At 66.4% G+C, this 14132-nt stretch carries 15 protein-coding genes and 2 tRNA genes; 11 read left to right on the forward strand and 6 right to left on the reverse strand.

Annotated features, from left to right (window positions below; translation table 11 throughout):
* Positions 1-65 precede the first annotated feature (65 nt).
* The 3 genes from yidC (at position 66) to AC16JP_RS09560 (ending at position 3930) form a co-directional block, all read left to right on the forward strand.
* A complete protein-coding gene (gene yidC / locus AC16JP_RS09550) occupies positions 66-1790 on the forward strand; it encodes a membrane protein insertase YidC (protein ID WP_484340382.1) in 1725 nt (574 codons plus the stop codon).
* Between the two features lies 1 nt (position 1791).
* Positions 1792-2451 (forward strand): ribosome biogenesis GTP-binding protein YihA/YsxC, encoded by a 660-nt coding sequence (yihA, locus tag AC16JP_RS09555; protein WP_484340383.1) that lies wholly within the window; start codon positions 1792-1794, stop codon positions 2449-2451.
* 63 nt (positions 2452-2514) lie between these two features.
* Complete coding sequence (locus AC16JP_RS09560; protein ID WP_484340384.1) at positions 2515-3930, forward strand: NAD(P)H-dependent flavin oxidoreductase; 1416 nt, start codon at positions 2515-2517, stop codon at positions 3928-3930.
* A gap of 7 nt (positions 3931-3937) precedes the next feature.
* Here AC16JP_RS09560 and AC16JP_RS09565 read toward each other — a convergent pair whose 3' ends face one another.
* The 4 genes from AC16JP_RS09565 to AC16JP_RS09580 all read right to left on the reverse strand — a co-directional run bounded on the left by AC16JP_RS09565 (position 3938) and on the right by AC16JP_RS09580 (position 6415).
* Positions 3938-4579 carry a uracil-DNA glycosylase family protein gene (locus tag AC16JP_RS09565; RefSeq protein ID WP_484340385.1) on the reverse strand — a complete coding sequence of 214 codons (642 nt, stop codon included), beginning with the start codon at positions 4577-4579 and terminating at the stop codon, positions 3938-3940.
* The gene (locus AC16JP_RS09570; RefSeq protein WP_484340386.1) at positions 4576-5127 is read right to left on the reverse strand and encodes a DUF488 domain-containing protein; all 552 of its coding nucleotides are present in this window, start codon (positions 5125-5127) and stop codon (positions 4576-4578) included. Before AC16JP_RS09570 ends, AC16JP_RS09565 begins: the two co-directional genes overlap by 4 nt.
* A 15-nt stretch (positions 5128-5142) precedes the next feature.
* On the reverse strand, positions 5143-5526 hold the full coding sequence (locus AC16JP_RS09575) for a DUF488 domain-containing protein (RefSeq protein ID WP_484340387.1): 384 nt from the start codon (positions 5524-5526) through the stop codon (positions 5143-5145).
* Positions 5527-5611: 85 nt separating this feature from the next.
* The gene (locus AC16JP_RS09580) at positions 5612-6415 is read right to left on the reverse strand and encodes a methyltransferase domain-containing protein (protein WP_484340388.1); all 804 of its coding nucleotides are present in this window, start codon (positions 6413-6415) and stop codon (positions 5612-5614) included.
* Between AC16JP_RS09580 and AC16JP_RS09585 the strand changes: the two genes are divergently transcribed.
* The 5 genes from AC16JP_RS09585 to AC16JP_RS09605 all read left to right on the forward strand — a co-directional run bounded on the left by AC16JP_RS09585 (position 6414) and on the right by AC16JP_RS09605 (position 8918).
* Positions 6414-7217: a ComF family protein gene (locus tag AC16JP_RS09585; RefSeq protein ID WP_484340389.1), complete on the forward strand. Its 804-nt coding sequence runs from the start codon at positions 6414-6416 to the stop codon at positions 7215-7217. The two genes, AC16JP_RS09580 and AC16JP_RS09585, sit on opposite strands and share 2 nt — an antisense overlap.
* On the forward strand, positions 7204-7461 hold the full coding sequence (gene grxC / locus AC16JP_RS09590) for a glutaredoxin 3 (protein ID WP_484340390.1): 258 nt from the start codon (positions 7204-7206) through the stop codon (positions 7459-7461). The genes AC16JP_RS09585 and grxC overlap by 14 nt, the downstream gene beginning before the upstream one ends.
* Complete coding sequence (locus tag AC16JP_RS09595) at positions 7458-8306, forward strand: carbon-nitrogen hydrolase family protein (RefSeq protein ID WP_484340391.1); 849 nt, start codon at positions 7458-7460, stop codon at positions 8304-8306. Before grxC ends, AC16JP_RS09595 begins: the two co-directional genes overlap by 4 nt.
* Entirely contained in the window at positions 8303-8731 is a 429-nt protein-coding gene (locus tag AC16JP_RS09600) for a DUF1178 family protein (RefSeq protein WP_484340392.1), read from the forward strand. Before AC16JP_RS09595 ends, AC16JP_RS09600 begins: the two co-directional genes overlap by 4 nt.
* Positions 8732-8841: 110 nt before the next feature.
* A tRNA-Arg gene (locus AC16JP_RS09605) sits at positions 8842-8918 on the forward strand.
* A 19-nt stretch (positions 8919-8937) separates the two neighbouring features.
* On the opposite strand, the gene AC16JP_RS09610 is transcribed toward AC16JP_RS09605, so the two are convergent.
* Both AC16JP_RS09610 and AC16JP_RS09615 read right to left on the reverse strand, forming a co-directional pair.
* Entirely contained in the window at positions 8938-10245 is a 1308-nt protein-coding gene (locus AC16JP_RS09610; RefSeq protein ID WP_484340393.1) for a hypothetical protein, read from the reverse strand.
* Positions 10238-11626 carry a glycosyl transferase family protein gene (locus tag AC16JP_RS09615; protein ID WP_484340394.1) on the reverse strand — a complete coding sequence of 463 codons (1389 nt, stop codon included), beginning with the start codon at positions 11624-11626 and terminating at the stop codon, positions 10238-10240. The genes AC16JP_RS09610 and AC16JP_RS09615 overlap by 8 nt, the downstream gene beginning before the upstream one ends.
* A 258-nt stretch (positions 11627-11884) precedes the next feature.
* Here AC16JP_RS09615 and thyA point away from each other — a divergent pair, with 258 nt between their 5' ends.
* From thyA to AC16JP_RS09630, 3 genes are all read left to right on the forward strand, one after another.
* Complete coding sequence (gene thyA / locus AC16JP_RS09620) at positions 11885-12793, forward strand: thymidylate synthase (RefSeq protein ID WP_484340395.1); 909 nt, start codon at positions 11885-11887, stop codon at positions 12791-12793.
* Positions 12794-12817: 24 nt separating this feature from the next.
* A complete protein-coding gene (locus AC16JP_RS09625) occupies positions 12818-13939 on the forward strand; it encodes a beta-ketoacyl-ACP synthase III (RefSeq protein ID WP_484340396.1) in 1122 nt (373 codons plus the stop codon).
* A gap of 106 nt (positions 13940-14045) precedes the next feature.
* Positions 14046-14132: transfer RNA gene (locus AC16JP_RS09630), tRNA-Leu, on the forward strand.

The following is a 14132-nucleotide window of genomic DNA, read 5'->3' on the forward strand; positions in this document are numbered from 1 at the left end:
CACCTGTTTCATCGGCCGGCGGCTGCCGGGCCAGTGGAAGCAAGACAAGTCGAAGTGAGAGACGAGTGACGACCGAGAATCGCAACCTGATCCTTGCCGTCGTGCTGTCGGCGCTGGTGTTGTTCGGCTGGACCTTCGTGAGCGAGCGGTTCCTGCCGAAGCCCCCCGAGACCGCAGTGCAGCAGCAGGCGCAGTCGCCGGCGGCCGATGCAGTGCAGGTGCCCGGCGCCGCGACTTCTGCCACCATTCCGGCAGCAGCGGGCGCCACGCGGCCGGTATCCGAACTGGTGGCTGCCAATCCGCGTGTCGTCATCGATACGCCGCGACTGCAAGGTTCCATCAATCTGGTGGGCGCGCGGATCGACGACCTTCTGCTGAAGGACCATCGCCAGACGATCGATCCCGATTCGCCACCGGTGCGGTTGTTCGCGCCATCGGGCGCCCCTGACGCCGAATTCGCGGGCTTTGGCTGGGCGGGCGCGGGCGCGCCGCCGACCGACGCGCGCTGGACGGCGTCTGCCCCGAAGCTGACGGTTGGGCAGCCGGTGACGCTGAGCTGGACCGCTCCCGACGGCGTGCTGTTCGAGCAGACGCTTTCTGTCGACGAGAATTTCCTGTTCAAAATAGAGCAGCGGATCGTCAATCGCGGCACGGCGCCGGTCACGCTGCGCGCCTATGGATATGTGAACCGCACTGGCGCCGGCCACGAGCAGAACAGCTTCAACGTGCACGTCGGGCCGATCGGCGTGTTGAACGATACGCTGCAGGAAGGCGATGTCAGTTTCGACAAGCTGCGCGAAAACGGGCCGCAGACATTCAAGTCCACCGGCGGCTGGCTGGGAATCACCCAGAGGCACTGGCTGGCGGCGCTGATCCCCGACCAGAAATCGGCGATCGAGGCGCGCTTCACCGCTGCCGACCACGACCGCTATCAGGTGGACTGGATGAAGCAGGCGGTGGTTGTGGCGCCCGGACAGACAACGGCGACGACGAGCCACCTGTTCGCGGGCGCCAAGGAAGTGCGGCTGCTGAATCAGGTGCGCGACCAGCTTGGCGCGCCGCTGTTCGACCGGGCGCTGGCCTGGGGCTGGTTCTGGTTCATCGCCCAGCCGATCTTCTCGTTGTTGCAGTGGTTGTATGGGGTGCTGGGCAATTATGCGCTGGCGATCGTCGGGCTGACGCTGATCGTCAGGACGGTGCTGTTCCCGATCGCCAACAAGCAATATGCCAGCATGGCGAAGATGCGTATCTTTGCGCCAAAGATGAAAGAGATTCAGGAAAAACACAAGGACGACAAGCAGAAGCAGCAGCTTGAAATGATGGAGCTGTACAAGCGCGAAAAGATCAATCCGCTTGCTGGCTGTTTGCCGATCCTGTTGCAGATTCCGATCTTTTACGCGCTGTACAAGACATTGTTGATCACGGTCGAAATCCGCCACAAGCCCGGCTTTCTGTGGATCAACGATCTGTCGGCCCCTGATCCGCTGACTCCGGTCAATCTGTTCGGGCTGATTCCGTGGGATCCACCGGGGTTCCTGCATCTTGGCGTGCTGCCGATCGTGCTGGGGATCACCATGTGGTTGCAGTTCAAGCTGAACCCGCAGCCGATGGACGAGATTCAGAAAAAGATGTTCTCGTTCATGCCGTGGATCTTCATGTTCATGATGGCGCCGTTTGCGGCCGGTCTGCAGATCTACTGGATCGTCAACAACCTGCTTTCGATCCTGCAGCAGTGGGTGCTGCTGCGCAAATATCCAGCGCCCGCGCCCGCGCCGGGCGGCGCCCGCTAGGTTGGGCGCGCCAGCACCAGACGACGCCGCGACCGAGGCGGCGCGCCGGCTGTTCGCCGGGCCGGTGGAGTTCGAGCTGTCGGCTCCGCGCCTCGATGTGCTGCCGCCTGCCGGGTTGCCGGAAGTCGCGTTCGCGGGGCGGTCGAACGTCGGGAAATCGTCGCTGCTGAACGCGCTGACAGGGCGCGGCGGGCTTGCGCGAACATCCAACACGCCCGGACGGACGCAGGAACTGAACCTGTTTCTGGTCGGCGATCCGCCGGTGCTGCGACTGGTGGATATGCCCGGTTACGGCTATGCCGAAGCGCCCAAGGACATGGTGCGCCAGTGGGCGCGGCTGGTGAACGACTATCTGCGCGGCCGACCGACGTTGAAGCGCGTGCTGGTTCTGGTCGATTGCCGCCACGGGCTGAAGCCGGTCGATCGCGACATCATGGAGCTTCTGGACAAGGCGGCCGTCAGCTACCAGATCGTGCTGACCAAGGGCGACAAGATCAAGCCGACTGCGCTGGCGCAGATGGTCGAGCAGGTGTCGACCGAGGCCCGGTCGCGCCCGGCGGCGTTCCCGCTGCTGCTGGCCACCAGCAGCGAAGCAAGGCACGGCATCGCCGAGCTTCGCAATGCAGTGGTTTCGGCGGCCTTCGATGGGGCGGCGGCCTGAAAATTTTGCGGCAGCCGCGCATGGCAAAGGCTGCTACAGGGGTTCCTGCAAGGAGAGATTGAGTTGAAGGCTCTGAGTGCACTGAGCGTCGGCGGACAGAGCTTCCTTCCGCTGGTAGAGGGCGGCAAAGGCGTGTCGGCAACCAACCATGCGTCGGCCGGCGCCTGGGCAAAGGCGGGCGGCATCGGCACAGTTTCGGCCGTCAACGCCGACAGCTACGACGAAAACGGCGAAGTCATTCCGCAGGTCTATCAAGGCCGCCGTCGCGAGGACCGGCACGAAGAACTGGTGGACTATGGCATTCGCGGCGGCATCGAGCAGGTGCGCCGCGCCTATGACATCGCCGGCGACGAAATCCGTGCCGGGCGCGGCGCAATCAACATTAACGTGCTGTGGGAAATGGGCGGCGCGCAGCGTGTGCTGGAAGGCGTGCTGTCGGGCACCAAGGGGCTGCTGCATGGCGTCACCTGCGGCGCCGGCATGCCCTACCGCCTGTCGGAAATCGCAGCGAGCCACGGCGTTTTCTATTACCCGATCATTTCGTCTGGCCGCGCGTTCCGCGCCTTGTGGAAGCGGTCCTACTCGAAGGCGCCGGAATGGCTGGGCGGCGTCGTCTACGAGGATCCCTGGCTTGCCGGCGGCCACAACGGGCTGTCGAACGCCGAAGATCCGCTGCAACCGCAAGACCCCTATCCCCGCGTGCGCGATCTGCGCTCCGTCATGCGCGAGGGTGGGATCGCCGACACCGTGCCGATCGTGATGGCGGGCGGGGTCTGGTATCTGCGCGAGTGGGAGAACTGGATCGACAACCCGGAACTGGGCGCAATTGCGTTCCAGTTCGGGACGCGCCCGCTGCTGACCAAGGAAAGCCCGATCCCCGACGTCTGGAAGGCGCGGCTGCCCACCCTCGAGGACGACGACGTGCTGCTGCATCGTTTTTCGCCGACAGGTTTCTATTCGTCGGCCGTGCGCAACAGCTTCCTGCGCAACCTCGAGGCACGTTCCGCCCGACAGATCGGCTTTTCCGCCAAGGCCGACGGCGACCGGCAGTTCCTGCTGGACGTCGGGGTCGGCCGCAAGACCTACTATGTCTCGAAGGAAGATCTTCAGCGCGCCCGCGAATGGAACGGCGCCGGCTTCGATACCGCACTGAAGACACCGGACGACACGCTGGTCTTTGTCAGTGTCGAGGAATCGAAGGTGATCCGCAAGGACCAGGCGGACTGCATGGGCTGCCTGTCGCACTGTTCGTTCAGCGCCTGGAAGGACCATGACGACCACACCACCGGCTATCTGGCCGACCCGCGCAGCTTCTGCATCCAGAAGACCCTGCAGGCGATCGCACATGGCGCCGACCCGGAATATGAACTGATGTTCGCCGGCCATTCGGCCTGCCGCTTCCGCACGGATCCATTTTATTCAAACGGCTTCATCCCGACGGTGAAACAGTTGATCGACCGCATCCTGACGGGCGACTGAGCAGGCATCAGTCCAGCAGTTCGCGCACGCGGACCTGAAGTGCCGGCACCAGTTCGGCGGCGAACCACGGGTTGCGCTTCAGCCAGCCGCTGTTGCGCCATGAAGGGTGCGGCAGCGCGACGATGTGGGGCAGGGCGCCGGGCCCGCCCCGGTGCGAGCGAAGCACGGTGCCCTCCATCGTCCGGGCGCCGGCTGCGCCCAGATGCCAGCGTTGCGCATGGGCGCCGATCAGCAGCAGCAGTTCGATCGCCGGCAGTCGCTCGAACAGGGCCTGCCGCCATGTTTCGGCGCATTCCTTTCGTGGTGGCAGGTCGCTGCCGGTGGCATTCAGGCCGGGAAAGCAGAACCCCATCGGCACGATCGCAATGTCTGCCGGGTTGTAGAACTCTGCGTCGCTGACACCCATCCACTGCCGCAGGCGCACGCCGGACGGATCGTTGAACGGCCGCCCGCTTTCATGCGCCCGGATGCCCGGCGCCTGGCTGGCGATGCAGATGCGCGCGGTGACCGAAGCCTGCACCAGCGGCCGGGGTTCATGCGCCAGCGGCGGACCGTGGCGCGGATGGTCGCGGCAGATGCGGCACTGGCGCACGCGTTGCAGCAGCCCGCCCAGTGTTTCATCGTCCGGTTTTTCGTCGGCGGCCGTCATGGTTTTGCCGGATAGGTGACGCGCCCATTATTTCCCACCTGCGCGCCCGGCGTCAGTCGCGCACGGTCGAGGCGACCCGTGCCCATGATGTGGAACACCTCGGCGCCTGCCGCCAGCAGATTGTCGCTGACCAGTCGCCGGTGGCATCGCCACCAGACGCTTTCCGCACACATCAGCGCCACCCGCCGTTCGCGGCCCACGGCTAACAGGTGGTGTATCGCTTCGTGGAACGCGCCCGAAAGCGCATAGTCGGCATAGTTGTGGAAGCTCTGGTTCTGCCAAAGCGCGTTGGTTTCCGGCGATACGCCGATAGCGTGCGGCCGCAGACCGCCCAGCGCCGCCATATGTTCATAACCTATCTGCGACGCCGCAAGCGCAGGCGCCAAGGCATCCTGGTTGAACTGCGGATTGCGGGCCGAGCCCGGCATCTTGCGGATGTCGGCCAACAGGCCGATTCCGTGCTGGTGCAGGAGGGCCAGAAACGCGTCGATGGCGATCGTCGAGTGGCCGATGGTGAAGAAGGGATTGGGCACGTCCGCGTCAGCCAATCTCGAACCGCCCGGTCATGCTGCCCCATCCCCGTGCAGCAGCACATCACGCAGCACGACGGCGTCGTTGTGCTGTTCGTCGTGGGCGCTGAACACCAGTGTCAACCGGTTCTGCGACGCCATTTCGCGCAGTTCGTCCAGAAGGCCCGCGTGCTGGCGCAGTTCCGCCCGGTAACGGCGCTGAAACTCGCTCCAGAGGGCGGGATCATGCCCGAACCATTTCCGCAATTCCGTGCTGGGGGCGATGTCTTTCATCCACGCATCGAGCCGGGCTTCGGCTTTGCTGACGCCGCGCGGCCACAGCCGGTCGACAAGCACGCGCGTGCCGTCTTCCACGGTTGCGGGTTCATAGGCTCGCTTCAGGCGGATTCGGGATTGGTCTGCTTGGGGCGGCTGCATATCTGGGTCCACCTGTACGGCAACATGTGCTGCTACCGGCAAAGATGGGGATTGCGCCGCCGCTTTTCCATGCCGGGAAGGCAGTTCAGCCAGACATCCCTGACAGATAGAGGATCTGCACCTCGACCGGAATGCGGCCGTCGTTTCCGGCGTTCGCTGCAAATGCGGCTTCGGCCAGCGCCCAGCGGCGCGGTGTGGTCAGGCCGCGCTGGCGGCTGGAAAGCCAGCCAGCATCGCCGTGCGCACGGGCATCACGGGCGAAATCCGCCAGCGTTCGATAGCGCAGCGTGATGGTTTCCACTTCGGCAACAGGCTGCGCAAAGCCTGCACGTTGCAGAAGCGCTGCAGCCTCGGCCGGATCGACGGTCGGCCCGACGCGTGGCGGCACGCCACGGCCCGCCTGCATGTCGGCGGCAAGAAACGCCTCGCGGACGGCGCCCGCCGAAAACCCTGCCGGAAGTGCCGCCTGAAAACGCCCGCCCTTTCGCAAAGCGCGGCGCGCCAGCAGCAGTGCGCCGGGCAGGTCGTTGACGCCATGCAGCGTCATGAAGGCGGTGATGCGGGCGAAGCTTTCGTCGGCGAAATGGCGATGATCCTCTTCGCCGCAGCGTGCGCCGTAGCGGTCGGCAAGGGCCGGACAGGGGTCGAGGCCGGTGGCGCCCACTGGAGGCGGCAGCATCAGCCCGATCCTGAGGCCCGGCCCGGCGGGCGGATCGCCAAGCAGTTCCGCGCGCGCGCGCAATTCTTCGTCGATGTGGCGCAGAAGCTGATCGCGGCCGGCGATCAAACCGGCGGCGCGACGGCGCGCACGACGGCGGGCAACGGGGTCGAAAGGAAGATGGTCTGGCATCTCGTCAGGGCGGCGTCCGGTGGCTAGAGCAGTCGCCATGGCCCCCGGTGTCCGATTTGTCGAGAGCGTGAAGGCGGCGTTCGGCTATCTTGCCGACCTGCTGATGCCGCCCGCCTGCATGGCCTGCGGCACGCCGGTCGCGTCGGCGCTGGCGCTGTGCGGGCCATGCTGGGCGGCGCTGCCGGTGCCCGACGGGGCGGCATGCAACCGTTGCGCCATCCCGCTGCCGATCGCCTGGGCCGCCGAGGCCGAGTGCCTTGGCTGCGCGAAAGACCCGCCACCATTCCGGCAGGCGCGATCGCCCTTTCTGTACGAGGGGTCGGCCCGGCAGATTGTCGTCCGCTTCAAGCATGGCCGCCACGCTTGGGGGCCGACGCTTGCGCGCGACATGGCGCGGGTTGCGCCCGACTGGATCGGGCCGGGCCGCGTGCTGGTGCCAGTGCCGCTGCATCGCTGGCGGCTGGCGCGTCGCGGCTATAATCAGGCGCTGCTGCTGGCACGGGCGCTGGCGCGGGCCGGGGGCGCGGAACTGGGGCCTGATTGGCTGGTGCGCGTCCGCCCGACCAGAAGCACGCGCGGCCTGCGACGCAACCAGCGGCTGGCCAATCTTGCAGGCGCGATCAGCGTGAATGCGTGGGCGACCGAACGTATCCGGGGCGCCGAGATCGTGCTCGTCGATGATGTGATGACGACGGGCGCCACCGCTGCTGCCTGCGCTGCACGGCTGCTGAAGGCCGGGGCCGCAAGCGTCGATGTTCTGGTCTATGCGCGGGTTGCGCCTGCCGGACCGGCCACATATCTTGGCAAGGAAGCAGGTCAGGAAGCCCATGCCCAGGATTGAAATCTACACGAAACTGCTGTGCCCCTATTGCGCGCGTGCGAAGGCGCTGCTGCAATCGAAGGGCGCCGCCTATGAGGAATTCGACATCACCATGGGCGGCGAAAAGCGCGCCGAGATGCTGGCGCGCTCGAACGGGCGGACGACGGTTCCGCAGATCTTCATCGATGGCCGCCACATCGGCGGATCGGACGATCTGATCGCGCTGGACGAAGCGGGCGGGCTGGACCCGCTGCTGACGACATGACTCGCGTCGGCCTGATCCAGACATGCACCGGCATCGACGCCGCCAGAAGCGCGGACGAGCTGACTGCAGCCGCCCACAGCCTTGCGGATGCGGGTGCCGAGATCATCTTCACGCCGGAAATGTGCGGCATTCTGGATCGCAACAGCGACCGCCTGAAGCAGCACGCCCGGACCGAAGCCGAAGACCCGGTGCTGGCGGCGCTGGCGGCGGTTGCGCGCGCACGCGGCGTTTGTATCGCGATCGGCTCTCTGGCAATCCGCGACACGGTTGCCGCCCCGGACGGGCGCCTTGCCAACCGCAGCTTCGTGATCGGGCCGGACGGCGGCATCGTCGCCCGCTATGACAAGATGCACCTGTTCGATGTCGATCTGCCCAACGGCGACCGGTATCGCGAATCGGCGTCGTTTCTGGGTGGCAGCGACGTGCAGCTTGCCGATCTGCCGTGGGGCCGCCTTGGCCTTGCGATCTGTTATGATGTGCGGTTCCCGGCGCTGCATGCCGCCCTTGCCCGCGCCGGCGCGCAGGTGATCGCCCAGCCCGCCGCCTTTACCCGCCCGACCGGCGAAGCGCACTGGCACGTGCTGCTGCGCGCCCGCGCCATCGAAACCGGATGCTTCGTGGTGGCAGCCGCCCAGTGCGGCACGCACGCCGACGGGCGCGAAACCTTCGGCCATTCGCTGGTGGTCAATCCGTGGGGCGAAGTGTTGTTGGACATGGGAACCGCGCCCGGCACGGCGATCGCCGATCTCGATTTGCAGCAGGTTGCCGACGCGCGGGCGCGCATCCCCTGCCTTGATCATGCGCGGCCACTGGCTGCGGCAAAAGTCGGGCCGGGCACCCGATGATCGTATTCGACCTGCGCTGCGGTAACGGCCATGTATTCGAAGCATGGTTCGGAACCTCGGCCGACTTCGAAGAGCAGCAACGGCGTGGGTTGGTGTCCTGCCCGGTCTGTGCATCGTGCGATGTGGGCAAGGCGGTGATGGCGCCCGCCGTCGGCGCCAAGGGCAACCAGATCGTCACCGACACCGAGCGCAAGGCCGCGCTGAAGCGCATGGCCGAGGCGCAGGCCGAAATCGAAGCCGGGTGCGATTATGTCGGCAACCGTTTCGTGACCGAGGCGCGCAGCCGCCACGCCAGCGGCGGGCTTGGTGCGGGAAAGCCTGGCCTGATCGGCGAAGCAACCATCGCCGACGCGATCGACCTGATCGACGACGGCATCCCGGTGCAGGCGCTGCCATTCCGCCCGCGCGCAGCCGCAGACGCCTGAACCGGCCGAACCGGGGTTTACGGGGGGCAAGGCTTGCGGCCAGTCCCGGTTTCCCGCTAGGAGCCGTGACCGGCCCGCGCCCCTGGCGCCTCTGGCCACATGCAAAGGATGGTCCCGTAGCTCAGCAGGATAGAGCGGCGGTTTCCTAAACCGTAGGCCACAGGTTCGAATCCTGTCGGGACCACCACTCCGGGCTGCACCAGTCGCTAGAATTCGCCGGAAACGGTGATGACCGGGCCAGTGCCGGGTTGCGCGTTGCCGCTGGCCTGCACGCGATAATCTACCTGCGCGCGGAACGGCCACGGCTTCACGCGGAACTGCGCCGAAGGGCCAAGATCGATCCTTGATACCGTCTGCCCGTAATCGTGCTGGATCGCAGTCCACAGGCCGGCGCCGCCATCGACGGCGAGCCGCCCCAGCGTCATCAGCGGCGTTCCGGCGCGGGCCTGTGCGCCGGCATAGAGCGCGGTCTGCCTGAGGCCGATGGCGCCTGCTTCCCCATAGGCTTCAACCGATACCTTGCGCGGCCCGAAGCGGAAATCCTGCGTCGTACCACCGGACAGGCGCGCGGCCCAGGCGTTGCGCGAATAGAGGCCAAGGGCGAAGCGCCGTTCGACATCGACGGCAAGCGGCAGCTTCGCAAACGGCTGCACCCGAAGCCCCAGCGCCGCTTCGGTGGTTTCGCGATCCATCGCACCATTGAGACCGGCAGCCGCCGTCAGCCGGCCGATCACCGAAACGCGCGTCGGCGACAGCGGATCGACGACATAGCCGACGGCGACGCCTGCCTGACCGCCGCCGAGCACGGGCGACGCCGCAAGCGGATCCTGCACTCCGCCGGTGCGGGAAAGCACATAGCCGCCGACATGCCAGCGCCGGTTCAGTTGCTGCCGGTCGGCCGCCCATTGCCCTGCCTGCGGGGCGCCGGGCGCGGCGGCCAGCGCCTCGGCCAGCAACGACGATGCCCGGCGCCGATCGCCGGCCTGCAACACCGCATAGGCCGATGATGCAAGCGCATGGGCGTGCCGCGTGGCGGCGGTTTCGGCGGGCACAGGAACTGGTGCCGGGGTAGCGGCAGGCGCTGCCGCCGCAACCGAAGGCGCGGGCGGCAGGCTCCAGAATGGGGCGGGCCGGGCTGGCTGTTCGGCAACGATGCGGACGATCTGCACCCGTTCGGGCGTCGGCGTGTCGCCCGCCGCGTGCGTTTGCCGGGCGGTTGCGCTGGTGGACGGCGGTGCCCACCCGGCGGCGAGCAGCCGGCGGATGGTCTGGTCGGCGACATCGGCTGCGACGCGCGCTGCAACATCGGCGACGACCGCCATGTCGGCTGGCCGGGCGGGTGCAGGCGCGGCGGTTGCGGCGCCCATGCCGAACGCCTGTGCGAGGGCCGATTGTTCCTGCGTGTTGGCGGCCGTCAGTGCGGGCAGGCGGCCTGCAAACCAGCCGACGGCAAGGATCAGCGCCATCTGATAGACGCGCATGGCTCGCCCGCGGTTGCCGGTGTTTTCAGTCATGCGGCACCGCCGTTTCCGGGAAACGGTGTGCGGTCTTGTCCCAGTGCGGTGCCGTCGGCGTGTCGAGCGAGGCGCGGTATCTGTCGATCGCCCGCAGCGCGGCAAGGAAATTGATGGCGTTGCCGACGACTGCGCGCGGAATGGCGCGCAGCCCTTCGCGCCAGCCATTCGCAGCCGAAGTAAAGCAGGCGCGCAACAGCAGCCGCCAGCCCAGAATGCCGGCGTTCAGCCACAGCATCAGTTTCAGAAGCCCGTCGTCATTGTGCAGCAGCGGCGGCAGCGACACGCCGGTTTCCGCCGCAAGCGACACCCGCAACGCCTGCTGGCTGATCAGCAGCAGGCCGGCGGCGTAGGCCGTCATGGTGACGGCCGCAGTGAACAGGCCCTTGCGGTCACGCATCAGCATCCAGCGCGCCCGCCACGTGCCATGCCAGCCAAGCCTGTCCCAGCCGGAGAGGGCGATGCCGGTCAGCCAGCGGGATTTCTGGCGGATAGCCGATTCGAGATCGGCCGGGAAATATTCGCGGGTCGCCACAAGTGCGCCGTCCACCCGGACACGCAGCATCCTTCCGCGAAGGCCCAGACGATGCAACCTGTGCCCGATCTCATAGTCTTCGGTCAGGCTGTTGGCATCGAAGGGCTGGCCGTCCGGCCCTGCGATCCGCCGCAGCGCAGCACAATCGATCGCAGTGCCGACGCCGGCCGAAGGCACCGGCGCATCGAGCAGTGCGCGCACCATCATGTCCTTGCAGTGGGTTTCGGCGAATTCATCGATATAGTGGCCGGAAACCCAGCGCGAACGCGGGTCGGCAAGCGGCATCACCGGCAGTTGCACCATGGCAAGGCCGGGGATCATACGGTCATAGAGGTCGAGCGAACGCGGGTGGACCACGTCTTCGGCATCGTGCAGCACGACTGCCTTGACCGGCAGCCCTGACGCCTGCTCGTGCGCTTCGACGGCGCGCCACAGCCGGTTCAGGCAGTCGGCCTTGGTGGTGGGGCCGGGCCTGTCATGCACCACCAGTTCGATTCGCGGATCGTCGACGCTGCCGACTGCGGCAAGCGTTGCCGGGTCGTTCGGATAGCAGCCGACGAAAATGCGGGTATTCGGGTGATCGAGCGTTGCGAGGAGGTGCCGCAGCATAGGCTGGATAACCGCCGATTCGTCCCACGCGGGCACCAGAATCGCAAAGCGGCCCGGCTGCGCGGGTGGCGGTGGCAGCGGCGGCGACGGCGCGAAGGCGACACATGCCAGCCACAGCAGATCGACAGCGAGATCATCGAGGCTGGAGAGCGCGATCCCTGCCGCCGACAGCCACAGCAATTCCCGCGTCAGCACCGCGAGCAGCGCCATCGCGCCGATCAGTTGATCCGGGGTCATCGCTGACGCCTGTGGGATGCAATCGCCGGTCGGGCGCAAACGGCCACGATCGGCAAAGCCGGACGAATGAAATGCAAACTGCCCCCGCGACCTGTGAAGGTTGTCGTCGATTCCGGCCCCGCCCGCCTTAGAACAGCCAAGCGTTGGCGATACAAGCGGTTTTCCGGTGCAGCGGCATGGGTGCGGCAGAATGTGCATTGGCGCGCGCGTATGGGACCGGGCGTGGACGGCGGGCGTTCGGCAGGCTAGCAGGGCATCATGCAATCGCATCCGGAAGCCGCCGTCCTCGACCTCATGCACCGCGTCTGGACGCAAGGGAGCGAGCGGCGCGACCGCACCGGCGTCGGCACGCGGGCGCTGTTCGGGGCGATGCTGCGGTTCGACCTGTCGGATGGAACCATCCCGCTGCTGACGACCAAACGGGTGTTCTGGAAGTCGGCGCTGAAGGAGCTGATCTGGTTCCTGTCAGGCGACACCAACATCCGCCCGCTGGTGGAACAGGGCGTCCACATCTGGACCGACTGGCCGCTGGATCGCTACATCCGCGAAACCGGAGAGCGGCTGGACCGCGACACTTTCGAGGCCCGCATTCTGGCCGATGCGGATTTTGCTGCCCGGTGGGGGGATCTTGGCCCCGTTTATGGCAAGCAGTGGCGGCGATGGCTGGGGCCGGATGGCGCCACGCACGACCAGATCGCGGCTTTGGTGCAGGGCCTGCGCGACAATCCGGCCAGCAGGCGGCACATCTTCACCGGCTGGAACGTCGCCGAACTTGCCGACATGGCGTTGCCGCCGTGCCACATGACCTACCAGTATTTCGTCGAGCCGCAGGCGTCAGGGGCGGGGAAGCTTTCGGGCATCCTCTATCAGCGCAGTTGCGACCTTGGCCTTGGCTTCCCGTTCAATATCTTCGAGGCGGCGCTAATGGTGCGGATGCTGGCCGATCAGGCGGGCCTTCTGCCCGGAGAGATCATCTGGATGGGGGCGGATGTCCATCTGTATCTGAACCATGCGCATCTGGTTGAAACCCAGCTTGCGCGCGACCCCAGGCCGTTTCCGGCGCTTTCGCTTGCACCGGCGGCGGACATGTTCTCCTATACGGTGGAGCATGTTTCCATCACCGGCTATGACCCGCACCCGCATATCGCAGCGCCCGTCGCCGTCTGACATGGCGGGCGCGAGGAGGATTCGATGACTACCCCCGTCATTTCCGCGACCGGCCTGTTCACACCGGCCGACAGCATCTCGAACGCCGAGCTGGTTGAAAGCTTCAATCGCTATGTCGGGCAGTTCAACGCCGCCAATGCCGAAGCGATCGCCGCAGGCGCGGTGGCGGCGTTGCAGCCATCTTCTGTAGAGTTCATCGAAAAGGCGAGCGGAATCAAGGCGCGGTATGTGCTGTCGAAGGCCCCGATCCTCGATCCGGAACTGATGTGCCCCCGCATCCCCGAGCGGGCCGACGAAGAATTGTCGGTGCTGGCGGAAATCGCGGTAAAGGCAGCCCGGCAGGCGCTGGAAGCCGCCGGCCGCGCCCCGGCCGACGTGGATGCGGTGCTGTGCGCCTGTTCGAACCTGCAACGCGCCTACCCCGCGATCGCGATCGAAGTGCAGGCAGCACTCGGCATCGAGGGGTTCGCCTTCGACATGAACGTCGCCTGCTCGTCGGCGACCTTCGGCATCCAGACGGCGGCCGATTTCATCCGCGCCGGGCATGCGAAAAGCGTGCTGGTGGTGAACCCCGAAGTTTGTTCGGGCCACCTGAACTGGCGCGACCGGGACAGCCATTTCATCTTCGGCGACGTGGCGACCGCCATTCTGGTCGAGGCCCGCGAGGTGGCGCCGGCCAGCCACTGGGAAATCCTGGGCACCCGGCTGAAGACGGTGTTTTCCAACAACATCCGCAACAACTTCGGCTTCCTGAACCGCGCGGCCCCCGAAGGCGTCGGCAAGCCCGACAAGCTGTTCCGGCAGGAAGGCCGCCGCGTGTTCCGTGAAGTGGTGCCGATGGTGGCCGACATGATCACCGGCCACATGGAGGAACTGGGAATCAAGGCCACCGGCCTGCGCCGTCTGTGGCTGCATCAGGCCAATGCGGGCATGAACCGGCTGATCGCCGAACGGGTGCTGGGCCACGAGGCAAGCCCCGACGAAAGCCCGACCGTGCTGGATACCTATGCCAATACATCTTCTGCTGGTTCGATCATTGCATTCCACCTGCACGGTACCGACCTGCATCCGGGCGATACCGGGCTGATCTGCAGTTTTGGCGCAGGCTATTCGGCCGGCACCGTTTTCGTTCGCAAGGCGGGCTGAAACCGGTTTGCGGATTTGGGCAAATGCCCGCTTGAACAGGCGGGCGGCGCCTGCTAGTGCCGCCGCTCACCAGTTGGCGGGCAACCCCCGCTTGGAACATCGGCGTGCGGTCGTGGCGGAACTGGTAGACGCGCAGCGTTGAGGTCGCTGTGGCCGAAAGGCCGTGGAAGTTCGAGTCTTCTCGACCGCACCA

This window comes from Sandaracinobacteroides sp. (assembly GCF_057137845.1).